Raw genomic sequence first — 23,794 nt, 5'->3', positions numbered from 1 at the left:
TTGTATTTACAATATATTCATAGCTGTAATGAATTCATAGTTGTACTAGGTTCATAGTAATAATAGATTCAACGCTTTTCAGATTAGCGATGATTGATAGGCAGTAGATGGACTAGGATCAGTTTAAGGTTGAGATCTGGTTACGTCCTGAGTTTTTAGCTTGATAAAGCGCCTTATCAGCCGTTTCGAACAGCAGCTCAAAATCTCCTTCTCTGCTGGGTAGCATGCTTGCGACACCTATACTCATAGTGACAATCGAGGCGGTGGAAGAAGCGGCATGGGGAATAGCAAGTGCCGTTAAACCTGCAATATCTCGCTTTAATTGAGGTAAAATTGCCTCTGCAGTTCGGTTGGCAATTATGACAGCAAACTCTTCACCTCCGATTCTAGCGGTTAAGCGCTCCTCCTCTAGGAGTATCTCTTTCCAAAATTCAGCAACCCTTTGCAAACACTCATCACCTGATTGATGGCCGTAAAAGTCATTATATTTTTTAAAGTGATCAATATCCCCAAGTACTAAGGTGACAGGCTCTCCTAACTCAACAGCTCTTGTGTATAAAGCACTCGCATAATCATCATACTTACGCCTGTTCGCCAATCCGGTTAAGTGATCATAATGGGAGAGGTTTATCAGTTTCTGATTATCATCAATGAGCTGTTTTGCAGCCCTCTCCAGCTTATCGAGCTCGAGAGTCAGTCTAACTCGAGATTCAAAAAAGACCGTACTCAAGGCCATTGGCGTATCGACAAAGCGATTCAGTTTATTTTGGTATAGGCAGTAGAAAACAAACAAAGGAACACTAAAAGAGAGAGCCAAAATAAGCTTACCGCTCAGGTTACTTATCATTATCGGCAGTAACTCAGGGGAGACACCAATCGCAATAAGGGGAAATAACACCCCATCAAGACATATGACCAAAATAAACACGAAAGAGTAGAGCATCATCAGCTGCTTAAGATTACTGATCCTATCCTTAACTTTAATAAAGATCTGCATCAAAATTAAAAACTCAGTGGCTATCAAAGCACCACCAAGGAGTAAAACACCTAACGAGGTATCAAATAATTTAGCATCAACATTAAATGGATTTATAACGAGGGCGTTTTCTAAAATGTACAAGATAAAATTAAAGCCAAAAAACACAAATAGGTTGATAAAAACAAGAAGTTTTATCAGGTAGTTAAAGATGAGAACCTTTCGTTCCATGATAAACAGCATAACCGCCGACATCATAAAGGAGCCGTAGGCTAAATTCCCCCCAGACAGGTAGATATTATCTGCCAGTTGAAACGAATATAGGCTGCCTAACACACCACCTATCACCAAAATGACACTCAAGTATGAGTAGAAACCAATTCGGCGCATAACTGGTTGCAGAGTAGACAGAAGCAATGGAAAAGCAGAAAAAAGAACAACATTGATAATAAACGCTACATAAATACTCATAAAAGTATAATCATCGAAGACCCTGCAACAAAACTTACATTTTATGCTATTCGTCTCCGGCATAATACTTTAATCAGCTAGTTTTAAAGCATTTATCCTACTTCTCCATGATCTCTTTTAACGATGCTAGCCCCTGTGACAGGTCTCTCTCTATCATGGTTTCAAAATCCATAAAGACCAACATCAAGTTCATCGGATAATCCATATGTCCCTTAAAGCCCCAAGTGACTTTAGTCGTCTTTTCAGTGATAGGCTCACAGGACATAAATGCTGGTGATACAGCTTCAAAAGGGGAGATAAAACGTAGCTCATAATCAATTCGCTTGCCCTGCTCAATACTGATGATCTCCTGCTCACCGACGCCAACCTCCTCATTGGCACTCTCCCAAGCGGAAACAAATCCGACATTGGCATCAACGCCTCGAAAGCTCTTTGTCATATTGGGATCTAACTTTGCCCAAACACTATAGTTATCCTGATTTTTAAGGTACTTAATATAATCAAAAATCTCTGTCACTGGCTTATCGATGCTAACCGAGGTTATCACCTCATAATCTTGCTTAGTAAACAAAGCTGCAATCAAGGGGATTGCAATGAGTAAAACAATAGTCCCAAGGATCTTTCTTAGCATAAGGCTCACCATAAGTTGATAAGATTTCACTTACCTAAACATTTAATGCTAGTTTTAGCAAAAAAAAAGGACTGCATCAGCAGTCCTTTTTAAGCAGTAGGCTAAATATTTAAGTATTAACTTTTAGCTAATCTAGCCAATAACTTCTGATTTTCAGCTTCAATATGCTTATAGAAATCACGATCTGAAAGTTTAGATGCGGCCGCTTCATCAATCACAAGCACTGCATTCTTGTGAAGTTGTAGCGCTGAAGCTGGACATGAAGCGGTAAGCGCCCCTTCAACTGTCGCAAGAATGGCATCCGCTTTATTTTCACCAGTGGCTAATAAAACCACTTTCTTAGCATCTAAAATCGTGCCTATTCCCATGGTAATGGACAGATGTGGCTGGTACTCATCCTCTTTAAAGAAGCGAGCATTGTCTTCAATGGTCGCTTTAGTCAGAGTCTTAACTCGTGTTCTGGACATCAAGCCAGATGACGGCTCATTAAAACCTATATGACCATTTCGGCCTATACCAAGCAGTTGAATATCGATACCACCAGCAGCTTGGATCTGCTCTTCATAGCCATCACAAGCTTGGATTGGGTTTTCAGCATCTCCAGGGGGGACATGGGTGTTGGCTTTATCGATATCGATATGGTCGAAAAGCTGCTCATTCATAAAGTAGCGATAACTTTGTGGATGCGTTCCCGCCAAGCCTAAATATTCATCTAAATTAAAGCTAGTGACCTCCTTAAATGAGATATCACCAAGCTTATTCGCTTCTATTAAACCTTGATAAAGAGATACGGGTGTCGACCCCGTTGCTAAGCCTAGCACTGAGTCTGGTTTGCTCTGCAACTGTTTTTTAAAAATGTTCGCGCCATATTCGGCAACTTCAGCACTGTTTTTTAAGATGACGATTTGCATTATATAGACTCGCTTTAACTTAGAGCTCTGCTCAATAAGATTGAATAACCTATCATTAGTCAGCTCAATCTCACATTGAGTATAACTATTGCCTACCCCTTACTATCAATTTCAACGAGTGAAAAACAGGTTTAGGTTAATCTAGGTGTTTTGTAACATTACTATAACGCCAAATGACAACGCTGTCATTTATTTATTATTAGGTTTAATAGCCCCCAATAATATCGTGTTCACTTTATGCAGTATAATGCCGGATCTCTTTGACCAAATGATGACACTAAGCCATGTCTGACGATGCCACTCAAGCTAACTCCTCAAATAAAGAGGAGCATCATCACTTCAAAATTTTTAAACCCTACGGTTTTCTCAGTCAATTTGTTCCGGAAACCAGAAAGCGTAAAAAACTCCTCGCAGAGTTAGCTGACTTTCCAAAGGGAACTATGGCTATTGGCAGACTAGATCATGACTCAGAAGGGCTACTCTTACTTACCACCGACGGTATGGTCAGCCATCAGGTGCGAAGTAAAAAAGTTGAGAAAGAGTATTATGTTCAGCTTGATGGCGATATCACCGCTGATGCCATTACTCAGCTTCAAAATGGTGTTGAAATAGGGATCAAAGGAGATAAGTATCTCACTCTACCTTGCAGGGTATTTAAGTTAGCCTCAGAGCCCAATTTGCCTGCAAATGGACGAAAAGTGAGAGATCTTCGCCACGGACCTATGAGCTGGATATCCATCACCATAAGCGAAGGGAAAAACCGACAAATACGCAAGATGACCGCAGCCGCAGGGTTTCCAACCTTAAGGTTAGTCCGAGTTCGCATTGGTAATATCGACATTAATGAGATGCAAGCAGGTGATGTGCTCCCTCTCTCCTTCCCCCTTGACTAAGCTATCAAGCAGAGCTTTGCCACTTCGGAATGAAAAATCCTGTGACACTTCAAAGCTGCCACCTGCTTGTTCAATAGCTCAGCTTCAAGTAGCTTAAGAGAACTCATAACAATGAGTATTAATATCAGGCCTTGGAGTGCAACTTGATGAGATCACTATTAATCCCAATCGCTATCCTCTTTTCCAATATCAGCCATTCGCTCCCTTTAGAGAAGATCACCCTCCCCCCAGATTTTAAGATAGAGCTTTACGCAAAAGGTGTTGATAATGCCCGTCAGATGGCTTTAGGCGATAAAGGCACTCTGTTTGTGGGAAGTCGTAAGGAGGGAAAGGTTTATGCTTTAATAGACAATGATGGGGATTATAAAGCCGATAAGGTTATTGATATCGCAAGTAAGCTCTTTATGCCCTCCGGTATCGCTTATCACCAAGGTGACCTCTATGTGGCAGAAGTCGATAAAATATGGCGCTATTCCAATATAGAGGCCTCACTACCTAGCGTACCGACGCCGGAGCTTGTATATGGTAAGCTTCCTAATAAATCCCACCATGGCTGGAAATTTATCGCATTCGGTCCCGATGGTAAGCTCTATATTCCCGTCGGTGCTCCCTGTAATGTGTGCGAAAGTGAACTCCCTTTTGCCACTATCCTAAAACTAGATACAGTGACAAAAAACAGCAAAATTGTCGCGACAGGTGTCAGAAACAGTGTCGGCTTTGACTTCCATCCTAAAACAGGGGATTTATGGTTTACCGATAATGGCAGAGATATGATGGGAGATGACCTTCCCGATGATGAGCTCAACCATGTGTCGAAAGAGGGACAATTTTTTGGTTTTCCCTATATCCATAATGACGATATTCACGATCCCAAATTTACCTCCCCAGAGAAAGCCAAACACAATCGCAAACCCGCACTAAAGCTAGGTGCCCATGTGGCCGCCTTAGGTATGGAGTTTTACCAAGGAAAACAGTTCCCAGCTGAGTACCAAAACAATATTTTTATCGCCGAACATGGCTCCTGGAATCGAAGTAAAAAGGTAGGTTACCGCATCGTCCGTGTGGTGCTTGAAGGCGACAGAGTCGTTAACTCAGAGGTGTTTGCATCTGGCTGGCTACAGGGAGAGGAGAGTTGGGGGCGCCCCGTCTCTGTGCTCACTTTGCCTGATGGCTCTTTGTTAGTATCAGATGATGCAGCGGATGCTATCTACCGGATTAGCTATGAAAAGTAAGCCATAAAAAAACCAGCCAATTGGCTGGTTTTTTAAATTCAATGCTCGGTTAATACAAAGCCAAGGATTAAGCTTGTGGGCGCATCGCTGGGAACAGGATAACGTCACGGATCGTGTGTGTATTAGTAAACAACATCACTAGACGATCGATACCGATACCTTGACCTGCTGTTGGTGGTAGTCCGTGCTCAAGTGCAGTAATGTAGTCTGCATCGTAGAACATAGCTTCATCATCACCAGCGTCTTTCGCATCAACCTGCGCTTTAAAGCGGTTATCTTGATCTTCTGCATCGTTAAGCTCAGAGAAACCATTCGCCACTTCACGGCCGCCGATAAAGAACTCAAAACGGTCTGTGATGAAATGATTGTCATCATTACGACGTGCAAGCGGAGAGATATCTGCTGGGTAACCAGTAATGAAAGTTGGCTGCATCAATTGAGTTTCAGCAGTTTCACCGAAGATCTCTTCAAGTAACTGACCACAGGTCCAGAACTTCTCGATTGTCATGCCTAAGCTCTTAGCCAAATCACGCATAAACTCAACATCTTTAACCTCTTCATAGGTCATAGACTGAATTGTTGCGTTATCAGGGTTGTACTTCTTGATTGCATCTAACATGCTCAAACGCGCGTATGGGCCGCCAAAATCAACAGTATGCTCACCGTATGGAAGCTGTGGAGAACCACAAAGCTCAGTGGCGATAGAACTTAGCATCTCTTCAGTCAGATCCATTAGATCATTGAAATCCGCATAAGCCATGTAGAATTCCATCATAGTGAATTCTGGGTTATGACGCGGTGATAGACCTTCGTTACGGAAGTTACGGTTGATCTCGAACACACGCTCAAAACCACCTACAACCAAACGCTTCAGGTAAAGCTCAGGTGCGATACGCAGATACATAGCGATATCTAGAGCATTATGGTGAGTTTCGAAAGGACGAGCTGAAGCGCCACCTGGAATGCTGTGCATCATAGGGGTTTCAACTTCCATAAACTCTTTTTTAACCATAAAGTTACGGATAGCAGAAACCACTTTAGAGCGCATAATAAAGGCGTTGCGCGAATCTTCATTCACAATCAAGTCAACATAACGCTGACGGTAGCGAGTCTCCTGGTCAGTCAAACCGTGGAACTTCTCAGGTAGTGGACGCAGTGCTTTAGTCAGCAACTGGTACTCTTCCATGTTCACATACAGATCGCCTTTACCAGATAGGTGAAGTTGACCCGTCACACCGATAATGTCACCAATATCTAAGCCCTGGAATGTAGCCTTAAGATCTTTTTGAACATCTTTACCAGCATAGGCTTGAATACGTCCACTAACATCTTGGATCACCAAAAATGGACCACGTTTTGCCATGATACGACCAGCGATGCTGCGCTGGATCCCCATGCCTTCAAGCTCCTCTTTGGTGTTGTTACCAAATTCAGCCTGAATATCTGCCGCTTTATGTTTACGATCGAAGTTATTTGGGTGACCATTTGCAGGGCAGTTAGCGCGAATGTGCTCAAGCTTGGCACGACGCTCTGCAATTAACTTGTTCTCATCTGGTAGTACTTGTTCAGTCATCTTCTTCTCTCGTAAATGTTACGGATCACACGTTAAAATTAATCGGCTTTATGATTAAAAAGCCTTACAAACCAGATTTTAAGCTGGCTTCAATAAACTTATCCAGATCGCCATCAAGCACGCTCTGGGTATTTCTACTTTCGACGCCGGTGCGCAGATCTTTAATGCGTGCATCATCTAGCACGTATGAACGGATCTGACTACCCCAGCCAATGTCTGACTTGGCATCTTCCGCCTGCTGCTTATCGGCATTTTGCTTAAGCATTTCTAACTCATAGAGTTTTGCTTTAAGCTGCTTCATCGCGGCATCACGGTTTTTATGTTGTGAGCGATCGTTTTGACACTGTACAACGGTATTGGTTGGCACGTGAGTAATACGGATCGCTGATTCTGTTTTGTTGACGTGCTGACCACCAGCCCCTGAGGCGCGATAAGTATCAATCCTCAAATCTGAAGGATTGATATCAATCTCAATCGAATCATCAATCTCTGGATACACAAACACAGAACAGAAAGAGGTATGACGCTTTCCTGAAGAGTCAAAAGGCGATTTACGCACTAAACGGTGTACACCAGTTTCGGTACGCAACGAGCCAAAAGCATATTCCCCAGTAAACTTAATGGTTGCACCTTTAATACCGGCCACATCACCATCGGTCACTTCAATAAGCTCAGGCTTATAATCATGGGCTTCGCCCCAACGAAGGAACATACGCAGCACCATATTAGCCCAATCCTGTGCTTCAGTACCGCCAGAGCCAGATTGAATATCTAAGTAACAGTCAGAGATATCATGAGGGCCAGAGAACATACGACGGAACTCAAGCTCCTCAAGACGCTTCTCTAGCGCATCGAGCTCACTACTGGCATCAGCAAATGTCTCTTCATCTTCCTCTTCGACCGCTAGCTCGACTAACCCTTCGACATCTTCAAGACCTGAGTCCATATCATCGATAGTCTTAACCACTAACTCTAAAGCTGAACGCTCTTTACCTAACGCTTGGGCATTTTCAGGGTTGTTCCAAACCTCACTGCTTTCAAGCTCAGCACTAACCTCTTCTAAACGCTCTTTCTTGGCATCATAGTCAAAGATACCTCCGGAGTAGAAGGGTGCGATCGGCAAGGTCTTTGATTTTAAATTTAACCGGGTTTACTTCAAACATGACTCTTCTACTTAAATTTGGTTAGGCAGCTACTGCAAACCCGCTATTTTAACTCAATTGTTGCACTTCGACTAGATCCCCAACGTGATGAATTGTGGTTATTTCAACCTTATATTTACTTGCACTCGCTTAAGAGAGTCATATCTAAGCTCTCTGTTATTTACCACTTTTATCAAGGAGTAATAAAATTCACAATTTTTAAACCTCATGTCTATACTTTCAGGATGAATGAAAAAACACCCACTTGCTGCTACCACGAAGATGAAGGTTTCTCCTGCACTGAGCCGGCGGAGCCATCTGGCTTATGCTATTGGCATGATCCTAAAATCCTCAAAAACAAACCTGATGATGTGCAGAAGTTAGAGAAGTTTGCACGAGAAGGGGGGATGTTACGTGGCATAGCACTAAAGCGCGCCAAACTTCCGGGAATAGATCTGGTACGCCACCATCAGAAAACAGGTTTTGATATGACTCATGCAGAGTTATACCGAGCCGATCTTCAAGGCGCTCACCTTTTCAACCTTAACCTGCAAAATGCCAGCCTAATGAAGGCCGATTTAAGGGACTCAAATGTCCACTGTGCCAATTTGGTCGGCTCAAATCTGCTTGGTATTAAGTGGAACGGTGCCAAGATTGAAAATATAGTCACAGGAAAAAAAATTAAACAGGAGATATTGGCACATCAAGCCGATCGTGTTGGAGAGCGCGAGATTGCCAACGATTACTTTGAGCAGGCAGAGGAGATCTACAGAGATCTGCGTAAAGCCGCCGAACGCGAAGGCTTGTTTGCGATGTCTGGTGAATATATTCGTAAAGAGCTTACTATGCGGCGCCACCAGATGCCACTGTACAGTTACAAGCGTATGGTTTCGAAAGTCATCGATGTTTTCTGTGGTTACGGCGAAGCGCCGATGCGGGTGATAGGCTTCTCCATGGGGCTTATCATGGTCTGTGCCATGCTCTATTTCTTTACCGGTCTAAGCTATGACTCTCAGTTGCATAAATTTCAGGTAAGCAACGACTTTCAGACTAACTTCTATCTTTTTTTTAACTGTATCTATTACTCAGTGGTCACCTTTACCACCTTAGGCTATGGAGATTTTACCCCTGTGGGGTTATCTAAGGTCATCGCCGCAATAGAGGCATTTACTGGCAGCTTTACCATAGCGCTCTTCGTGGTTGTTTTTGTAAAGAAAATGACTCGATAATCCGTATCTCCCAGATGTGCTTATTCTTTAATAAGCACATCTGTGCCAAGTTCAAATTTCAATATTCCATAAGCCAATATCCAACACAGTCCCCCACCAATTTGTGATGTCCACTGCAAAATCATCTTATAAATAGAGAGGTTAGCCCCTTTCTTAAAACCCCCTTAGTTATACTCGCCATCAAGAAATCGACTAACCCTAAGTCATATTCAGCAAGTCGAGCCTGTCGCTAAAAACACGCTATAAAAACTCGAATAGAAGCCAATGAATAAAGGTAACCCCATGAAAGAACTTACAATAGATGGTAAGTGTCTATCGGCTAATCCAGAAACAACTCTGTTCCACATCGCAAAAGAAGCCGGGATCACTATCCCAAACCTCTGTCAGCAGCATAATGGCCTAAACTTTCCCAATAACGAGAAGAGCCACTGCAATCTGTGTCAGGTGGAAGTGCAAACCTTCGATAACCAGAACCAAGCGAATACAGTCACAGTCAAAGCCTGTGATACTCAGTTAGTATCCCTCTATTCAAATAACACCCAGAAAATTGAAGTTATCACTCAATCAACTCGACTTAGTTTACTCAGACAAGCTGCGCTAAATGAGATCCTTAAAGATCATTTCGCCGACTGTCAGGCTCCCTGCCAGCAAGCCTGCCCAGCAGGTGTCGATGTGCAATCTTACCTCTTTCATATCGCACAAGGAGAGCACACTGAAGCGGTAAAAGTGATAAAGCAAACCCTGCCACTTCCCCTCTCAATAGGACGAGTTTGCCCCGCTTTTTGTGAAACAGAGTGTCGTCGTGGCTTAATCGATGAACCCGTTGCCATTAGGCAACTAAAACGCCATGCAGCCGATCTCGATATTCAGGACGAATTCAGCTACATGCCAGAGAAGTTACCTGCAACAGGTAAAAAGGTCGCAATAATTGGCAGCGGACCTGCAGGGATAACCACAGGTTACTATCTCTCAAACTCAGGCCATGATGTCACTATCTTTGAGGCGATGCCAAAAGCTGGCGGTTGGCTTCGTTATGGTATTCCTGAATATCGACTTCCTAAGGCGATCCTCGACAAAGAGATTGAACAACTGTGTCAAAATGGCTTGAAGATCCTGACCAATACTAAACTTGGTGAACAGATACATCTTAACCAGCTAGTCGAAGACTTCGATGCGGTTTGTCTGGCAATAGGCGCTCAAAAAGCCGTGGCAATGGATTATCCAGGCAGCGATCTGGCAGGCTGCTATTTAGGCGTTGACTACCTAAAAGATCACTGCACAGATAAACATCTCATCACAGGTAAAAAAGTGATGGTAATTGGAGGGGGAAATACCGCTATCGATTGTGCTCGCACTGCTAAACGTGAAGGTGCAGAAGTCACACTGGTCTACCGCCGTACACGGGATGAGATGCCAGCAGAGCTGTATGAGATAGAGGAAGCTGAACATGAAGGGATTAAGTTTCACTACTTAACTAACCCAATTGAGAACCACAGTGACTCTCAAGGGCGTGTTATGAGTGTCACCCTTGAAAAGATGAGATTAGGCGAGCCAGATCCCTCAGGGCGAAGAGCTCCCATCCCTACAGGTGAAACTTTCACTCAAGCATTTGATACCGTGATCCCAGCGGTCTCTCAGACACCAGATATGGCATTTCTATCGGATCCACAAAGTCAGCTCACTACAGGAAAGCTCGCTCTCACTCGCTGGAACACCTTCCAAGGTTGTGAGCAGACCATGTCTGCAGGCCTATCAACCAAGATAGATAAACTCTTTGTACTTGGTGACTCGAGAACGGGTCCTGCTACTGCTGTTGCAGCCGTTGCCGATGGAAGAAAAGCCGCACAAGCGATCGAAAAACTGCTCACCTCAGGCTTAAGCTGCGAACTGGTGCAGCATGAATTTAACTCTACTAAATCAATAAAAACCGCAAATCTTAATGGGGATATTTACCCTAATGCACCTAAACAGCTGAAGGCAAAAATGCCTGAGCTTAGCATTAAAGAGAGAGCTCTCAATTTCAATGAGATTGAGTTAGGCTTTGAGCCCAGCGAGGCGATGAAAGAGGCTGCAAGATGCCTTGAGTGTGCCTGCCAGGCAAATACAGACTGTAAACTTCGAGATTATGCCACCGAATACAAGGTTGATAACTGTACTCAAGATGCCACCCTCTCTCCCAGACAGTTCAGTGTCGATAACTCAAGTCCTTTTATCACCTTCGACGCAAACCGCTGTATAAGCTGCGGTGCATGTGTCGATATCTGTCAGCAACAAAGTGGCCATAAAGCAATCAGCTTCACAGAGGAGCATTACCAAGCACTCCCGACCCAAGAGAAAAACTCAGTACGAAGAGCGCCGCGAGTGGGGTTTGCAGCCACCATGTTAGACAGTAACTGTGTGCAATGTGGTAACTGTATTCAAGTCTGCCCAACTGGCGCCCTTGTCGATGCAAGAGACAAGACTCAAGGCCGCACAAAGCCTAGTGAACAAGCCAGTACCATATGTACATACTGCGGTATCGGTTGCCGCCTCAATGTGCACGTAGACAGAGAGAATAACAAGATAACCCGAGTCAGTGGCGATCCAGACTCAGTGGTCAATCAAGGCATGCTATGTGTTAAAGGCCGCTTTGGTTTCGATTTTATCACTAGCAAGCAGAGACTCACCCAGCCACTACTGCGCAAAGATAAACAACTTGTGCCAGTATCTTGGAGTGAAGCATTAGACTTTATCGGCACTAAACTTAGGCATATTATCAGCTCCCATGGCGGTAATGCCGTTGCTGGGCTCGCCTCAGCCAAAGCTACCAATGAAGATAACTATCTGTTTCAGAAGTTATTCAGGGCAGTTATTGGCACAAATAACATCGATCATTGTGCACGCCTTTGCCACGCCTCAACAGTCACAGCGCTACAAGAGAGCCTTGGAAGCGGTGCCATGACCAATGATATTCCAGGCATTGTAGATTCTGATCTTATCTTTATCATAGGATCTGATACCAGTAACGCGCATCCCATTATCGCATCCCATATAAAATCAGCCATTCGCCAGCATGGCGCAACCTTACTTGTAGCCGATCCCAAAAAAGTCGATATTGCCGATCATGCCAAGCTCTATGTCAGCCATAAGCCTGGCACAGATGTGATGCTACTTAACGCCATCATGCAAGTTATCATCAAAAATGATTGGCACGATCTCGATTATATTCAAGCTAGGGTCGATGACTACAGTTCACTCTATGATGAGGTGATGAAAAGCGACTACCGCCTTGAAAATGCAGCTCTAATAACTGGCGTTCCTGCCAAACAGATAACTGAAATGGCAAACATGATCGGTACAGCAACTAAAACTGCCGTCTACTATGCCATGGGCGTGACCCAACATACCTCAGGTCATAACAATGTTACAGCCATCGCCAATCTGCAGCTACTTTGCGGCAATATCGGCATCAAAGGGGGCGGTATTAACCCTCTTCGGGGACAGAGCAATGTCCAAGGAGCTTGCGACATGGGCGCCCTACCAAACTACTTCAGCGGCTATCAAAAAGTTGACGATCCCTTGGTTCAAGTTCGTTTTCGAGAAGCTTGGGGAATAGAAGATCTGCCCCATCAAATCGGCTTAGCCGCAACCGAAATGATGCAAGCCTTATCCCATGGGGAATTAAAGGCGCTCTATGTAATGGGAGAAAACCCAGTATTGAGCGATCCCGATCAAGCCCATGTTCTGCTGGCGCTCAAAAAAGCAGAGCTGTTAATTGTACAAGATATATTCCTTACAGAGACCGCAGCACTGGCAGATGTCGTGCTTCCCGCAAATGCTTTCGCAGAAAAAAGCGGTCACTTTACCAATACCGAGCGGCGAATTCAGCAGCTACAAACTGTGGTCAAAGCTCCGGGCAGTGCAAGACTCGACTGGCAGATAATTCAAGATATCGCCAATCGACTCGGCGCAGATTGGCACTATAGAGATGAAAAACAGATCTGGCACGAGATCACCTGTGTGACTCCGCAATACAGAGGGGCTAGCTGGCAAGCGATAGATAGCCGTACTCGAAATGGAAAACTGGGGCTCCAATGGCCTTGCCCAGCAGAAAACCACCCAGGGACTCCAATTTTACATACGACTAAGTTTACCCGAGGTCGGGCAAAGATGACGCCGGTAAGTTACAGCTTACCTGCCGAACCCACTTGTAGTGAATACCCACTTACCCTATCGACGGGACGACTGCTGGAGCAGTTCCACACAGGCACATTGACTCGTAAAACACCGGGGTTAGATGAACTTGGTAAACCAAAAGTCATGATATCCGTCTTCGATGCCGACAAACTGGGTATAAACAATGGCGATATGCTGAAGATATCCAGTCGCCGAGGTGAGATAGAGATCTGCGCTTTTGTCACTCGTCGTGCTCAAGTAGGCGTCTTGTTTCTCCCCTTCCACTTCGTTGAAGCGGCCGCCAATAAACTCACCATTAACGCAATCGATCCTATCGCCAAAATTCCTGAATTTAAGATCTGTGCAGTTAAGGTTGAAAAAGTGTCTGTAACAGCAGAGCTGAGTTAATCCTATCAACAGGAGTAAGCAGGAAAAGGTATTTCCAGCTTACTCCGAACCAGCTTAACTAATTACAGCTCCTAAAATGGCAAAGCTAAGCACCAGATAGAAGATATTTGGCTTTAACAGCTTAAACAAGCCAAACCCTACCACCACCAATACCATATCTAAGTTATCTTTGACCGCACTGGTAAAAATAGGATCATAGAGCGCTGCCAACAAAAAGCCGACCACACACGCATTCACACCCGCTATCGCCCCAGTAATTTTCGGTCTGCCACTCATTGCATGCCAGCTTTTAAGTGCCACTAACATCAACAGAAAGCCAGGTAGAAAGATAGCCAGCGTTGCAACCAATGCCCCAAGCAGAGGCTGAGCCACCCAAATTTCAGCACCTAAGTATGCCGCTAAGACAAACATAGGACCGGGGACTGCTTGAGCTAGAGCATAGCCTGTTAAAAACTGATCGCCGCTTATCGCATCACCGACACTGGACTGCAGCAGAGGCAACACAACATGTCCGCCACCGAAAACTAAGCTGCCAACCTGATAAAACTGACTAAATAAACCTAATAAACCTGACTCTTGGGAAGATAGACCTCCAAAGAGCATTATGCTTGAGCCTATAAACAGCAGAGCAAAGAGACTTAACCAGAGGTAGTTAAGCTTAATACTCTGTTTGGGCTCGCCTGAGGTATCAGTTGACGACAGCCACTGCCTCCCAACAACAGCAGCAAGCATTAAGAGTGCAAACTGTATCCAAATTCCTGGGAAGAGTGAGATAACGGCAAAGCTAGTTAGCATAAGCAAAATTGCTATTCTTCGCTGGCAAAACTGCTTAAACATGATCCAAACAGCATCGACCACCACAACCACCGCCAGCAGCTTAAGGCCGTGGATAACTCCTAATGTTATTGGGTAATTCATTAACTGACTGCTAGTTACTGCAAACAGAAAAAGCAAAATAAAGGAGGGAAGCGTAAAACCGACAAAAGCTGCAAGTCCACCTAATAAGCCACCTCTATGGTAACCGATAGCAAAGCCCACTTGGCTTGACCCCGGACCCGGCATAAATTGACTTAAGGCAACCAAGCTGCCGTAGCGCTTATCATCTAACCAGCCCAGCTCTTGAACAAAGGTCTGCCTAAAGTAGCCAATATGTGCGGCGGGGCCGCCGAAAGAGATTAAACCTAATGAGAAAAAACGAATAAAAATTTGTAGCATAAATCCAGAAGGGTGTTAAATAAAAATTTAGCGGATCATAACATTGAAATATGACATTCATATGAATTGTCATCGCTAATAAAGAGGCAGCCTGTCGATATCTGCAATTTCAACTCTTTCACCTAAGCGCTCATGAAGCCAATGGGTCACCTCTTTGGCTGTTGAGCGAAATGTTGTGAGCTTGCCGCCATAAAGAGTGAGAAACCTAGGGTGTGATTCACGAGATTGTAACCAAAGCTCTCGAGAGCGTTCAAACGCTTGCCCTGCTTGCTTAGGTAGCACTCTTACTCCACAAAAAGTGTCATAAATCTTGGCCTCTAACGTCTCTATATCGCCAGATTCAGGGAAATAATGGCGGTAGATCCCCAACAAGTAATAGCTCTCCTCTCTGGTAGGTTGAGGTTTTTCATCTAAGCTTGCTAGGGTCGTTTCCGTGGTTCCCAGCAAGGTTTTCCCCTCCCAAGGCATAACAAATACGACTCTTTCATCGAAGCAGGATTCTAGATACAAGATCCCATCGGGTGAGGGAATATCGAGTAAAAGGTGACTGCCCTGTATCAACTCAACCTCCTCTTTTGCCATTGGAGGAGTGACGCATCCAATAAGTTTATTGACCCAAGGGCCTGTCGCATTAACAACACACGAAGCCGTTACTTTGCAGCGCTCATCTTGATAAAGGTAACTCACTTCACAATGGTCAGGTCTATGTACAAGTGCATCGCACTCAGCACCTTGTAATACTTTAGCCCCTAACTCTACAGCACTTCGCACCACAGATTTTGTCAGCGCTTTATCATCTGTTTGCGCATCCCAGTATTGAAAAACAGCCTCTAAGCCCTGTAATTTTAACCCCTTAATATTCGGCCATTGAACCGCAGGAAGGCTCTTAAACTGACCTAAAGGATCCAACTCACTAAGCAGGGCGTAGGCACTCAACCCTGCGCGTATTGCCCACTGACTTCGCTGGCTATTTTCATAAACAGGGATATAAAAAGGGATAGGTTTGACTAAATTGGGGGCCAGTTTGAGCAATGCGCGACGTTCAGAGAGAGACTTTCTAACCAAAGAGAGCTGACCAGACTCAAGATACCTCAACCCACCATGAATTAACTTACTCGAATTAGCCGATGTTTGTTCAGCAATCTCGCCCTTTTCAAGGAGCAGTACGCTAAATCCTGCCGCAGAGGCGCACTGAGCTATGCCCGCCCCATTGATACCACCACCTATGATAACGAGATCGAATCTATCCATTCTAATCCCTTACTCTTTCTCAGCCTGAGTCAAACTCATATAAGCTTGATCGCATAGCGACTTGAGCTCGGAAAAGACTTCAGGTTTGATATTGAGCTTACAGCGCATCTTCTCTGGCACCTTAGCTGCAAACTGCTTTAACTCGCGCCCTTTCTCTGTGATATGCAGTACTCTCACCCTTTCGTCGACTTCGCTTCTTCCTCTGCTCACTAGCCCTTTGGTTTCCAAACGTTTCAACAGTGGCGTTAACGTACCAGAGTCAAGATGGAGTTGTTCACCTAAGGTCTTTACACTGATCCCCTCATTATCCCAAAGCACCAACATAGCCAAATATTGGGGGTAGGTAAGATCTAGTTCATTAAGTAGAGGTCGATACGCTCTGACCATAGCATTAGTGGCACTGTAGAGAGAGAAACAGACTTGATTGTCCAGTGAGAGAGGATTGCACTTTTGATCTATTGACATATATCCTTGAAGCTCATTTGATTGCGCACAATGCACTTATTGTGCTCCACTCCTCATCGACTTTCAAATAAGAATTTTGTCTGGCAAGCATCGACAGGTAAAACTCCTGACTAAAAAGCTCAGTTATTTGATACAATAATCCGTTGTTTCGACATCTTTCAGATTGATTTTGGCCTTCTATTAGCTTAAATTAGCAGCATAAAGAGCCTGGACCACAAAGATTACACTGATAAATCACCATTTAGGCATGCATTACTTCACAGGGAGCCCATAATGAGAGTGATAACCACCACTTTACTGTTGCTAGCAGCAGGAAGCGCTACTGCACAATGCGACCCCAGCATTCATATGTTTAGCATCCCATACGAGAAAAATAGCTCTTACTTTCCAAGCGCATACTCCTCCAAACTCGACGCTATTAGTGAGGAGCACAAGGGAGAGGATGGCTACTTGCTTTTGGAGTTTCAAGTACAAGAAAAGCAAAGAAGTGATGAGCTAAGAACCTATAACTTATGGCTGGCCCAACGCAGAATCGACAGAGTAAAGAACTACCTTACCGATGCTCATTTTGCCGCTCCCGTTGTTACAAGGATCTTAACCGCTGGCGTCGATAAGCGACGGGATATTAGCGTGAGCTGGTGTCCGTTTGAAAAAACACCTTCACCAGTTCGACTTGCAGAGAGTAAAGAGACCCTAGTTAACGGTAAAGCTAAGCTATAAACTCCTATCAAAAGAAACATTAAGAGTATAAACCCGTCACATTTCCCGGTTATTCGAGATTCAGGTTGCAATTATAGAACCTTTATTTATCAGCTCAGATAAATAAACGTAAAGTAATTAATAACGAATATCTCAAAGATGCTCCAAATAGGAGCGTCCCCGCGGAGGGGAATATGGCCAGAATTATCTTATTACTAATTGCTTTCTGCCTCGGGGCATTTTCAGCCCCAATGACTTTAGCTTCAACAGCAGCCACTTCAACAGTAGAAAACGCACAAAGTTGGCACTATATAGATGAAAAAGGAGAGCTTAAAGTCAAGCTCTACTTTTTCTGGTCTAAAACCTGTCCTCACTGCGCCGAAGCTCATCCATTTATCGACTCCTTACCCGAACGTTACCCTTGGATTGAGCTGTCTTCACATATGATTTCAGCGCCGGGTTCGATGGAAAAATGGCAAGATATTGCATCACAAACAGGTACCAAAGCCAGCTCAGTCCCTTACATGGCCATGTGCGAGAACGCCGTTATTGGTTACAGCAGTGAAGCGGTAACAGGCCAATACCTAGTTAACCAACTAAAGCAGTGCTATCAATCTTTGGGAGGCACACTCGATCCTAATGACACCTTTGTAGCAAGCTCGGCGCAAGGCGGAGATAAACCGCTATTTGGCACCTGCAGTGATGGAACCGCTGAAGATGGCAATGCAGGTACCTGTGACTTAAATACTGAATCTCAACAAACCAATACCAGCTCAGTGCAACCTGTTGAGCTTCCATTTTTAGGTGTTGTTGCACCAGAGCAGCTCTCTCTGCCGTTATTGACAGTTGTGTTAGCTGGTGTGGATGCATTCAACCCCTGCGCCTTCTTCGTACTACTATTCTTGCTCTCAATTATGGTTAATGCGAAAAGCCGAACACGTATGTTGATTGTTGGCGGCATCTTTGTCTTTTTCTCTGGCTTTATCTACTTCCTATTTATGATTGCCTGGCTCAATATTTTTGAGTTACTCGGGGCCGGAAGTGATGGAGGTATGATAATCCTTGGCGCAGGTATTTTGGCCTTAATTGCCGGAGTAATAAATATTAAAGATTACTTCTTTACCAAGGGAGAGGTCACACTCTCCATGTCGGCAGAGAATCGTACAGGGCTGATAAAGCGCATGGGCAAACTCACGAGTGCAAGTAGTATGGCAGCAATGATCGCAGGCACCGTAGTACTGTCAATTCTTGCAAACGCTTATGAGCTCTTATGTACTGCAGGCTTCCCCATGATATACACCAGTGTTTTAGCTATGCATGAACTGCCAGACCTTGAACGTTATATGTACCTGGCCTTCTACAACATAGTGTATGTCATTCCACTGGCTATTATCGTTATCGCCTTTAGTGCCACTTTAGGTAAACGTAAGCTGACAGAGAAAGAGGGACAAACCCTTAAGTTGATGTCAGGTATTATGATGATAGGCTTAGGCGGTACTTTAGCGATGGATCCTACTGCACTGCAAAATGTGGCTCTGGCCATTGGCCTTATTTTGAGCTCCATCCTCTTAACCATCGTCATCACTATTACCAGAAAAGTGTTAGCTAAGAGATCTTAATTTTTACTCGGTTCGATACCATCAACTACACTAAAGTTAATGGTATCTGAGCCGATAGATATTTAATCACTAAGTGCTGAACTTAAAATGAGGTCGCAATGGCAATCACAATTGGAACCGCAAATTTAGAACCAAATTTAAGCAATGGTAATATTGGAGTAAAGGTGGCCCAACTAGCAAAAGAGCAGCAACAGGCTGAAGGTGAGATTGCCCTGCAACTCATACAGGCAACAGAGCCTGCAGCCCCAAGCGGTAATGCTGGCCATAATATCAATATCAAAGTATAGCTAAACGAGCTGAATCAAAAGCGCCCTCTCCAGGGCGCTACTTTAAGCAGCGATAAACCTATCCCTTCCGCTCGATTTAGCTTGATATAGCAAGCTATCAGCACACTCTAATAACTCCTGCGCCTCCATTCCCTCTTTCCAAAGCGTCACACCTTGGGAGATAGTAACCAAAGACCCAATATCGGAATCGGGATGTGGCAATTTAGCGACGGCCAGCTTTCTCTTTAATGCCTCTGCAATTTCAATACAACCTGCTATATCAGTTTCAGGAAGCAATAGGACAAACTCTTCACCACCGTATCTGGCTGCTAAATCTCGAGGACGATTTGCAGTAACAGTTAAAATTTTTGCAATTTCAACTAAGCACTCATCCCCACTTTGATGTCCAGCACTGTCATTGAGACGTTTAAAGTAATCCACATCAATTAACACCAAACCTAAGGGGTGACCAGTACGCTCTGATGCACGGATCTCCTGCAGAAGAATTTCATCGAAGTGTCGACGATTACTGATATCGGTTAGGCTATCAACTAATGCCAAACGCCTAAATTGAGCTAAGAGGTACTGTTTTTCAACATTGCGCAGAATCGCTTTATTAAACCATGATGAAAGCACTTTCTGCCCAGAGACTATAATCGCTAAGAAGCAGAAAAACTTAGTGAGCGGAAACAGATATTGGTCAGGCACCACCAAGACTCTTTCGTAGCAACTAAACACCATTAAGGGCAGAACTCCCATCAGCATTAAGTTTCTATTTGGGAAAAATGCTATCGCAATGGTTAACACCAAAATATCAATGATTGACTCGACACCAGCCAGTGCAGCATAGGATGGGAGTTTATCACTAGAAAAGTGAAATAGGCGCCAAACAAGGTATACCCAGACTATCTCCAATAGAAAAAGATAACTGTACAAGCCCCAAATAGCGATATTCTCTCTCTTGACGAAATAAGCGGCTAAGGCACCAGAGAAGGTTATCATAACAAGGGGGGAGACCATTTGAATGGCTTCGTAAAACACCGATATATCTGAATTTTGCAGATATATATTGAGCAGGATTGCCAGCAACATAAACAGAGAGATAACAGTAGCCCACATCGCTCCTTTAATCAGATAAAGGTGAGTCTCTGTTTTTAATTGCCGCTCAAATGAGGGTAAATTTGCGTTGATACCGATACTAATCACCTTAAAACTTGTGGCAGAAAATTCTAACAAACTTCAAAGCTAATGTGTTTAAAAGTATCAAATAATTATAAAAAAGCAGCCAGTCTGATGACTGGCTGAAAGATGAAAAACGTTGGGGTAGTGAAATTTAAGCTGCAGCTTGTGACTGCTCCGGTGCGCTATGCCTAATGAGGTAATCAAAAGCCCCCAGTGATGCAGTTGCGCCACTGCCCATGGCTATAATGATCTGCTTATAGGCAGAGTTAGTGACATCACCTGCTGCAAATACACCCGGTAGAGATGTTTCACCTTTGCCATCGACAATTATCTCGCCACGTTCAGTTAACGATATAGTCTCTTTTAGCCACTCTGAGTTAGGCATCAAACCTATCTGGACAAATATGCCAGCTAGCTCAAGGTGATGACTTTCTCCTGTCGCTCTATCGGTATAATTAAGTCCGTTTACTCGCTTACCATCACCAACCACTTCTGTGGTCATCGCTTGGGTAATGATCTTGATATTCCCCATAGAAGCAGCTTTACGTTGCAGCACCTCATCGGCTCTTAAATTGGTATCAAACTCCAATACGGTGACATGCTCAACGATGTTGGCTAAGTCAATTGCCGCTTCGATACCTGAATTACCGCCACCAATGACAGCTACGGATTTACCTTTAAATAGCGGCCCATCACAGTGAGGACAGTAAGCCACACCTTTACCGCGATACTCTTGCTCACCGGGGACGTTCATCTCACGCCATCTAGCGCCTGTTGCTAATAGCACGGTTTTACTTCTTAGTTTGGCGCCGCTTTCCAGCTCCAACTCAAAAAGCTCGCCAGACTTAAGTGATAAGGCTCTTTGATTATCCATGATATCAACATCATACTCATGAACATGGGCTTCCAAATTTGCAACCAGCTTAGGACCTTCAGTCGCCTTTACAGAGATAAAATTCTCGATACCAACGGTTTCAGCCACTTGGCCACCAAACTTGTCAGCAACAATACCTGTACGTAACCCTTTACGAGCGGCATAAATAGCAGCTGAAGCACCAGCGGGACCACCACCAACGACAAGTACATCGAACGCTTCTTTCTCTGCGATCACTTCTGCTTGACGAGCTACTGCACCAGTATCCAGCTTATTCAGAATTTCGGTGAGGCTAATTCTACCTTGAGCAAACACCTTGCCATTTAGGTAAACCGAAGGCACAGCTAAAATATCACGCTCAAATACCTCTGTTTGAAACAGTGAGCCATCGATCATGACATTGGTTATATTGGGATTGATCGCCGCCATCATATTCAAGGCCTGCACCACGTCGGGGCAGTTTTGGCAACTAAGAGAAACATAAGTTTCAAAATGATATTCACCTGGCAATGCCTTAATCTGTTCTATCACCTCATCATCAAGCTTCAATGGATGACCACCAGTGTGTAACAGTGCGAGTACAAGTGAAGTAAATTCGTGGCCCATAGGTAGGCCCGCAAAAGTGATATCAGTTTGTGTCTCAACACTCGTCACTTTCATCGAAGGCATACGCTTACCTTCTGCTTCAGTAATGCTCACTAACGGTGACAAACTTTCAATATCTTGAGCTAAAGCTTTAAGCTCTTGAGCTTTAGGGCTTGAATCTGCAGACACGACAAGTTCAACTGGGCGCTTGAGGTTTTGCAGGTAGGTATTCAGTTGATTCTTAAGATTCGTATCTAACATGATAACTCCTAAAATTGACACCTATCTCTGTAAGCATCAATGAAAAAACAGGGGAAAGAATGAGCCCAGACTTACAGGGGGAGCTGAGCTCATTTGGAGATAAAAAGGTCACTGAAGTGCAAATCTATCCCTTCACTTCAGTGGCTAGTAGTTCGGAGATGAAGCCGCTACCAACAGGTTAAATTAAATTTTACCGACTAGGTCAAGTGATGGAGCTAGAGTCTCAGCACCTGGCTGCCATGCAGCTGGACAAACTTCACCGTCATGCTCAGCAACATATTGTGCAGCTTGAATTTTACGAACAAGTTCTGCAGCGCTACGGCCAATACCTAGGTCATGAACCTCTGCAACTTTGATCTCACCTTCTGGGTTAATAACGAAAGTACCACGTAGTGCTAGACCATCTTCCTCAATCATCACACCGAAGTTACGTGTGATAGTACCAGTTGGGTCACCAATCATTGGGTAGTTGATCTTGTTGATGGTGTCTGAAGCATCATGCCAAGCTTTGTGAGTGAAGTGAGTGTCAGTAGATACTGAGTAAACTTCAACACCCATAGATTGTAACTTCTCATAATGGTCAGCCATGTCACCAAGCTCTGTTGGACATACAAACGTGAAATCAGCAGGGTAGAAGAAAACAACAGACCACTTACCTAAAAGGTCTTGCTCAGAAACTGGAACAAACTCGCCCTTGTGGAATGCAGTTGCAGAAAAAGGCTTGATTTCAGTGTTGATGATAGATTGATTCATTTAAAGCTCCGTTAAAATTACTAATTAATTCATTCACCTGACGTTATGTATAACCATCAGTTTGTTTTCGATGTGAAGATAATAGCGAGGAACTTAAATTAAATATAACGGGTAAATTCTATTATTCTAATCGATTTATCCGAACAAGGAAGCTGAAGATAGGAAAAGCTAAGTCAGATAGACAAACTCGTTTGCCTATCTTCAAACTTTTATACCCAGTGGTCAAAGCGAGTCAATGAGCGACTCAAAGTAAAATCCAACTGCAGGGATAAACTGTGTGCTTTAGCTTTCATGCCACTACTGGTGATATCTCGCTTTGTTTTACTGGCAAACACCACCCAGTTTCCTCCTCCGGTTAAACATGCCCTAACCTCAACAAAGTAAGTTTGCAGTAACGACAGCAACTCTCGATTTTGGCTATGCTCTTTCCAACAGTTTAAGACCAGAAAACCATCGGCTTTGATCATCATTGCGGCATTTTTAATGAAAGCATCTGACAACTGGTTTTCATCTACACCATCAGCCCCATAGATATCGGCAAAGATAACATCGGCCTTTTTATGCTCCGCCTGCTCAAGAAACTCCGCAGCATCCTGGTGGATTAATGTCAGCTTTTTGCCTATCGGTAGTTGAAAAAAACGTTTAGCTATCTCTATCACTTGAGCTCTTAGCTCTACCGCAGTTATTTTAATTCCTGCATCATAATGACGTAGCGCATGAATCAATCCACCTCCACCTAAACCCAGTATGACTACCCGCTTAGGTTTAATAAATAACAGAACCAATAACATAGCCTGTACATAAGTATGTTGAGGTAGAAAAGGTTGTAGCTTTAATAGCTTACTCTGCTCATCATTATCACCAAATGAGAGCACACGCATGTGCTTATCTTCCAGTACTAATAGAGGACCGTACTCATCTTCGCTCTGATATAGTGTCTCAAGTTCTGTCATCGATACCTCCCCCTCTTAAATAATACCAATCAGTATAAGAAGTTGATCTA

The 23,794-nt window shown here is 44.0% G+C and carries 19 protein-coding genes; 7 read left to right on the top strand and 12 right to left on the bottom strand.

Annotation, left to right across the window (positions count from 1 at the left end; translation table 11 throughout):
• Positions 1–118: 118 nt before the first annotated feature.
• From SWOO_RS04815 to nagB, 3 genes are all read right to left on the bottom strand, one after another.
• Positions 119–1,447: a diguanylate cyclase gene (locus SWOO_RS04815; RefSeq protein WP_041417496.1), complete on the bottom strand. Its 1,329-nt coding sequence runs from the start codon at positions 1,445–1,447 to the stop codon at positions 119–121.
• A gap of 97 nt (positions 1,448–1,544) precedes the next feature.
• Positions 1,545–2,078 carry an SRPBCC family protein gene (locus SWOO_RS04810; RefSeq protein ID WP_012323584.1) on the bottom strand — a complete coding sequence of 178 codons (534 nt, stop codon included), beginning with the start codon at positions 2,076–2,078 and terminating at the stop codon, positions 1,545–1,547.
• A gap of 116 nt (positions 2,079–2,194) precedes the next feature.
• On the bottom strand, positions 2,195–2,989 hold the full coding sequence (gene nagB / locus SWOO_RS04805; protein ID WP_012323583.1) for a glucosamine-6-phosphate deaminase: 795 nt from the start codon (positions 2,987–2,989) through the stop codon (positions 2,195–2,197).
• Positions 2,990–3,273: 284 nt separating this feature from the next.
• Between nagB and SWOO_RS04800 the strand changes: the two genes are divergently transcribed.
• A complete protein-coding gene (locus SWOO_RS04800) occupies positions 3,274–3,882 on the top strand; it encodes a pseudouridine synthase (protein WP_012323582.1) in 609 nt (202 codons plus the stop codon).
• Between the two features lie 146 nt (positions 3,883–4,028).
• Positions 4,029–5,114, top strand: a complete 1,086-nt coding sequence (locus SWOO_RS04795) for a PQQ-dependent sugar dehydrogenase (protein ID WP_012323581.1) — start codon at positions 4,029–4,031, stop codon at positions 5,112–5,114.
• Between the two features lie 67 nt (positions 5,115–5,181).
• Here SWOO_RS04795 and lysS read toward each other — a convergent pair whose 3' ends face one another.
• The gene (lysS, locus tag SWOO_RS04790) at positions 5,182–6,687 is read right to left on the bottom strand and encodes a lysine--tRNA ligase (RefSeq protein ID WP_012323580.1); all 1,506 of its coding nucleotides are present in this window, start codon (positions 6,685–6,687) and stop codon (positions 5,182–5,184) included.
• A 64-nt stretch (positions 6,688–6,751) separates the two neighbouring features.
• Positions 6,752–7,850 (bottom strand): peptide chain release factor 2 gene (gene prfB, locus SWOO_RS04785; RefSeq protein ID WP_181950453.1). Its coding sequence is split into 2 segments (ribosomal slippage): positions 6,752–7,774 and positions 7,776–7,850, totalling 1,098 coding nucleotides; the frame shifts between segments, so codons are not numbered across the junction.
• A gap of 224 nt (positions 7,851–8,074) precedes the next feature.
• Here prfB and SWOO_RS04780 point away from each other — a divergent pair.
• Complete coding sequence (locus tag SWOO_RS04780; protein WP_012323578.1) at positions 8,075–9,058, top strand: ion channel; 984 nt, start codon at positions 8,075–8,077, stop codon at positions 9,056–9,058.
• A gap of 282 nt (positions 9,059–9,340) precedes the next feature.
• Positions 9,341–13,621 (top strand): formate dehydrogenase subunit alpha, encoded by a 4,281-nt coding sequence (gene fdhF / locus SWOO_RS04775; RefSeq protein ID WP_012323577.1) that lies wholly within the window; start codon positions 9,341–9,343, stop codon positions 13,619–13,621.
• 54 nt (positions 13,622–13,675) lie between these two features.
• Here the strand turns inward: fdhF and chrA are convergent, their stop codons facing one another.
• From chrA to SWOO_RS04760, 3 genes are all read right to left on the bottom strand, one after another.
• Entirely contained in the window at positions 13,676–14,836 is a 1,161-nt protein-coding gene (gene chrA / locus SWOO_RS04770; RefSeq protein WP_012323576.1) for a chromate efflux transporter, read from the bottom strand.
• Positions 14,837–14,911: 75 nt separating this feature from the next.
• Positions 14,912–16,087, bottom strand: a complete 1,176-nt coding sequence (locus SWOO_RS04765; RefSeq protein ID WP_012323575.1) for an FAD-dependent oxidoreductase — start codon at positions 16,085–16,087, stop codon at positions 14,912–14,914.
• Positions 16,088–16,096: 9 nt separating this feature from the next.
• A complete protein-coding gene (locus SWOO_RS04760) occupies positions 16,097–16,552 on the bottom strand; it encodes a MarR family winged helix-turn-helix transcriptional regulator (RefSeq protein WP_041417495.1) in 456 nt (151 codons plus the stop codon).
• Between the two features lie 273 nt (positions 16,553–16,825).
• Between SWOO_RS04760 and SWOO_RS04755 the strand changes: the two genes are divergently transcribed.
• The 3 genes from SWOO_RS04755 to SWOO_RS04745 all read left to right on the top strand — a co-directional run bounded on the left by SWOO_RS04755 (position 16,826) and on the right by SWOO_RS04745 (position 19,157).
• The gene (locus SWOO_RS04755) at positions 16,826–17,272 is read left to right on the top strand and encodes an OmpA family protein (RefSeq protein ID WP_012323573.1); all 447 of its coding nucleotides are present in this window, start codon (positions 16,826–16,828) and stop codon (positions 17,270–17,272) included.
• Between the two features lie 173 nt (positions 17,273–17,445).
• Positions 17,446–18,870, top strand: coding sequence for a cytochrome c biosynthesis protein (locus SWOO_RS04750; RefSeq protein WP_012323572.1), 1,425 nt, complete (start codon positions 17,446–17,448; stop codon positions 18,868–18,870).
• A gap of 98 nt (positions 18,871–18,968) precedes the next feature.
• Positions 18,969–19,157: a hypothetical protein gene (locus SWOO_RS04745; protein WP_012323571.1), complete on the top strand. Its 189-nt coding sequence runs from the start codon at positions 18,969–18,971 to the stop codon at positions 19,155–19,157.
• Positions 19,158–19,199: 42 nt separating this feature from the next.
• Here SWOO_RS04745 and SWOO_RS04740 read toward each other — a convergent pair whose 3' ends face one another.
• The 4 genes from SWOO_RS04740 to SWOO_RS04725 all read right to left on the bottom strand — a co-directional run bounded on the left by SWOO_RS04740 (position 19,200) and on the right by SWOO_RS04725 (position 23,744).
• On the bottom strand, positions 19,200–20,372 hold the full coding sequence (locus SWOO_RS04740) for a GGDEF domain-containing protein (RefSeq protein ID WP_012323570.1): 1,173 nt from the start codon (positions 20,370–20,372) through the stop codon (positions 19,200–19,202).
• A 97-nt stretch (positions 20,373–20,469) separates the two neighbouring features.
• The gene (gene ahpF, locus SWOO_RS04735; RefSeq protein ID WP_012323569.1) at positions 20,470–22,038 is read right to left on the bottom strand and encodes an alkyl hydroperoxide reductase subunit F; all 1,569 of its coding nucleotides are present in this window, start codon (positions 22,036–22,038) and stop codon (positions 20,470–20,472) included.
• A 183-nt stretch (positions 22,039–22,221) separates the two neighbouring features.
• Positions 22,222–22,791: an alkyl hydroperoxide reductase subunit C gene (ahpC, locus tag SWOO_RS04730; RefSeq protein WP_012323568.1), complete on the bottom strand. Its 570-nt coding sequence runs from the start codon at positions 22,789–22,791 to the stop codon at positions 22,222–22,224.
• Positions 22,792–23,000: 209 nt separating this feature from the next.
• A complete protein-coding gene (locus SWOO_RS04725; protein ID WP_012323567.1) occupies positions 23,001–23,744 on the bottom strand; it encodes a spermidine synthase in 744 nt (247 codons plus the stop codon).
• Positions 23,745–23,794 lie beyond the last annotated feature (50 nt).

The sequence above is a fragment of the Shewanella woodyi ATCC 51908 genome (assembly GCF_000019525.1).
Classification (GTDB): Bacteria; Pseudomonadota; Gammaproteobacteria; order Enterobacterales; family Shewanellaceae; genus Shewanella; species Shewanella woodyi.
This window is presented reverse-complemented; position numbering and strand designations above follow the sequence as displayed.

Excerpts from the sequence above, each read along its gene's own strand:
- fdhF (WP_012323577.1), top strand. The coding sequence starts at position 9,341 with ATGAAAGAACTTACAATAGATGGTAAGTGTCTATCGGCTAATCCAGAA.
- ahpC (WP_012323568.1), bottom strand. The coding sequence starts at position 22,791 with ATGAATCAATCTATCATCAACACTGAAATCAAGCCTTTTTCTGCAACT.
- SWOO_RS04815 (WP_041417496.1), bottom strand. The coding sequence starts at position 1,447 with ATGAGTATTTATGTAGCGTTTATTATCAATGTTGTTCTTTTTTCTGCT.
- SWOO_RS04725 (WP_012323567.1), bottom strand. The coding sequence starts at position 23,744 with ATGACAGAACTTGAGACACTATATCAGAGCGAAGATGAGTACGGTCCT.
- SWOO_RS04795 (WP_012323581.1), top strand. The coding sequence starts at position 4,029 with ATGAGATCACTATTAATCCCAATCGCTATCCTCTTTTCCAATATCAGC.
- SWOO_RS04760 (WP_041417495.1), bottom strand. The coding sequence starts at position 16,552 with ATGTCAATAGATCAAAAGTGCAATCCTCTCTCACTGGACAATCAAGTC.
- nagB (WP_012323583.1), bottom strand. The coding sequence starts at position 2,989 with ATGCAAATCGTCATCTTAAAAAACAGTGCTGAAGTTGCCGAATATGGC.
- SWOO_RS04765 (WP_012323575.1), bottom strand. The coding sequence starts at position 16,087 with ATGGATAGATTCGATCTCGTTATCATAGGTGGTGGTATCAATGGGGCG.
- SWOO_RS04750 (WP_012323572.1), top strand. The coding sequence starts at position 17,446 with ATGGCCAGAATTATCTTATTACTAATTGCTTTCTGCCTCGGGGCATTT.
- SWOO_RS04745 (WP_012323571.1), top strand. The coding sequence starts at position 18,969 with ATGGCAATCACAATTGGAACCGCAAATTTAGAACCAAATTTAAGCAAT.
- ahpF (WP_012323569.1), bottom strand. The coding sequence starts at position 22,038 with ATGTTAGATACGAATCTTAAGAATCAACTGAATACCTACCTGCAAAAC.
- lysS (WP_012323580.1), bottom strand. The coding sequence starts at position 6,687 with ATGACTGAACAAGTACTACCAGATGAGAACAAGTTAATTGCAGAGCGT.
- SWOO_RS04755 (WP_012323573.1), top strand. The coding sequence starts at position 16,826 with ATGAGAGTGATAACCACCACTTTACTGTTGCTAGCAGCAGGAAGCGCT.
- SWOO_RS04780 (WP_012323578.1), top strand. The coding sequence starts at position 8,075 with ATGAATGAAAAAACACCCACTTGCTGCTACCACGAAGATGAAGGTTTC.
- SWOO_RS04800 (WP_012323582.1), top strand. The coding sequence starts at position 3,274 with ATGTCTGACGATGCCACTCAAGCTAACTCCTCAAATAAAGAGGAGCAT.
- chrA (WP_012323576.1), bottom strand. The coding sequence starts at position 14,836 with ATGCTACAAATTTTTATTCGTTTTTTCTCATTAGGTTTAATCTCTTTC.
- SWOO_RS04810 (WP_012323584.1), bottom strand. The coding sequence starts at position 2,078 with ATGCTAAGAAAGATCCTTGGGACTATTGTTTTACTCATTGCAATCCCC.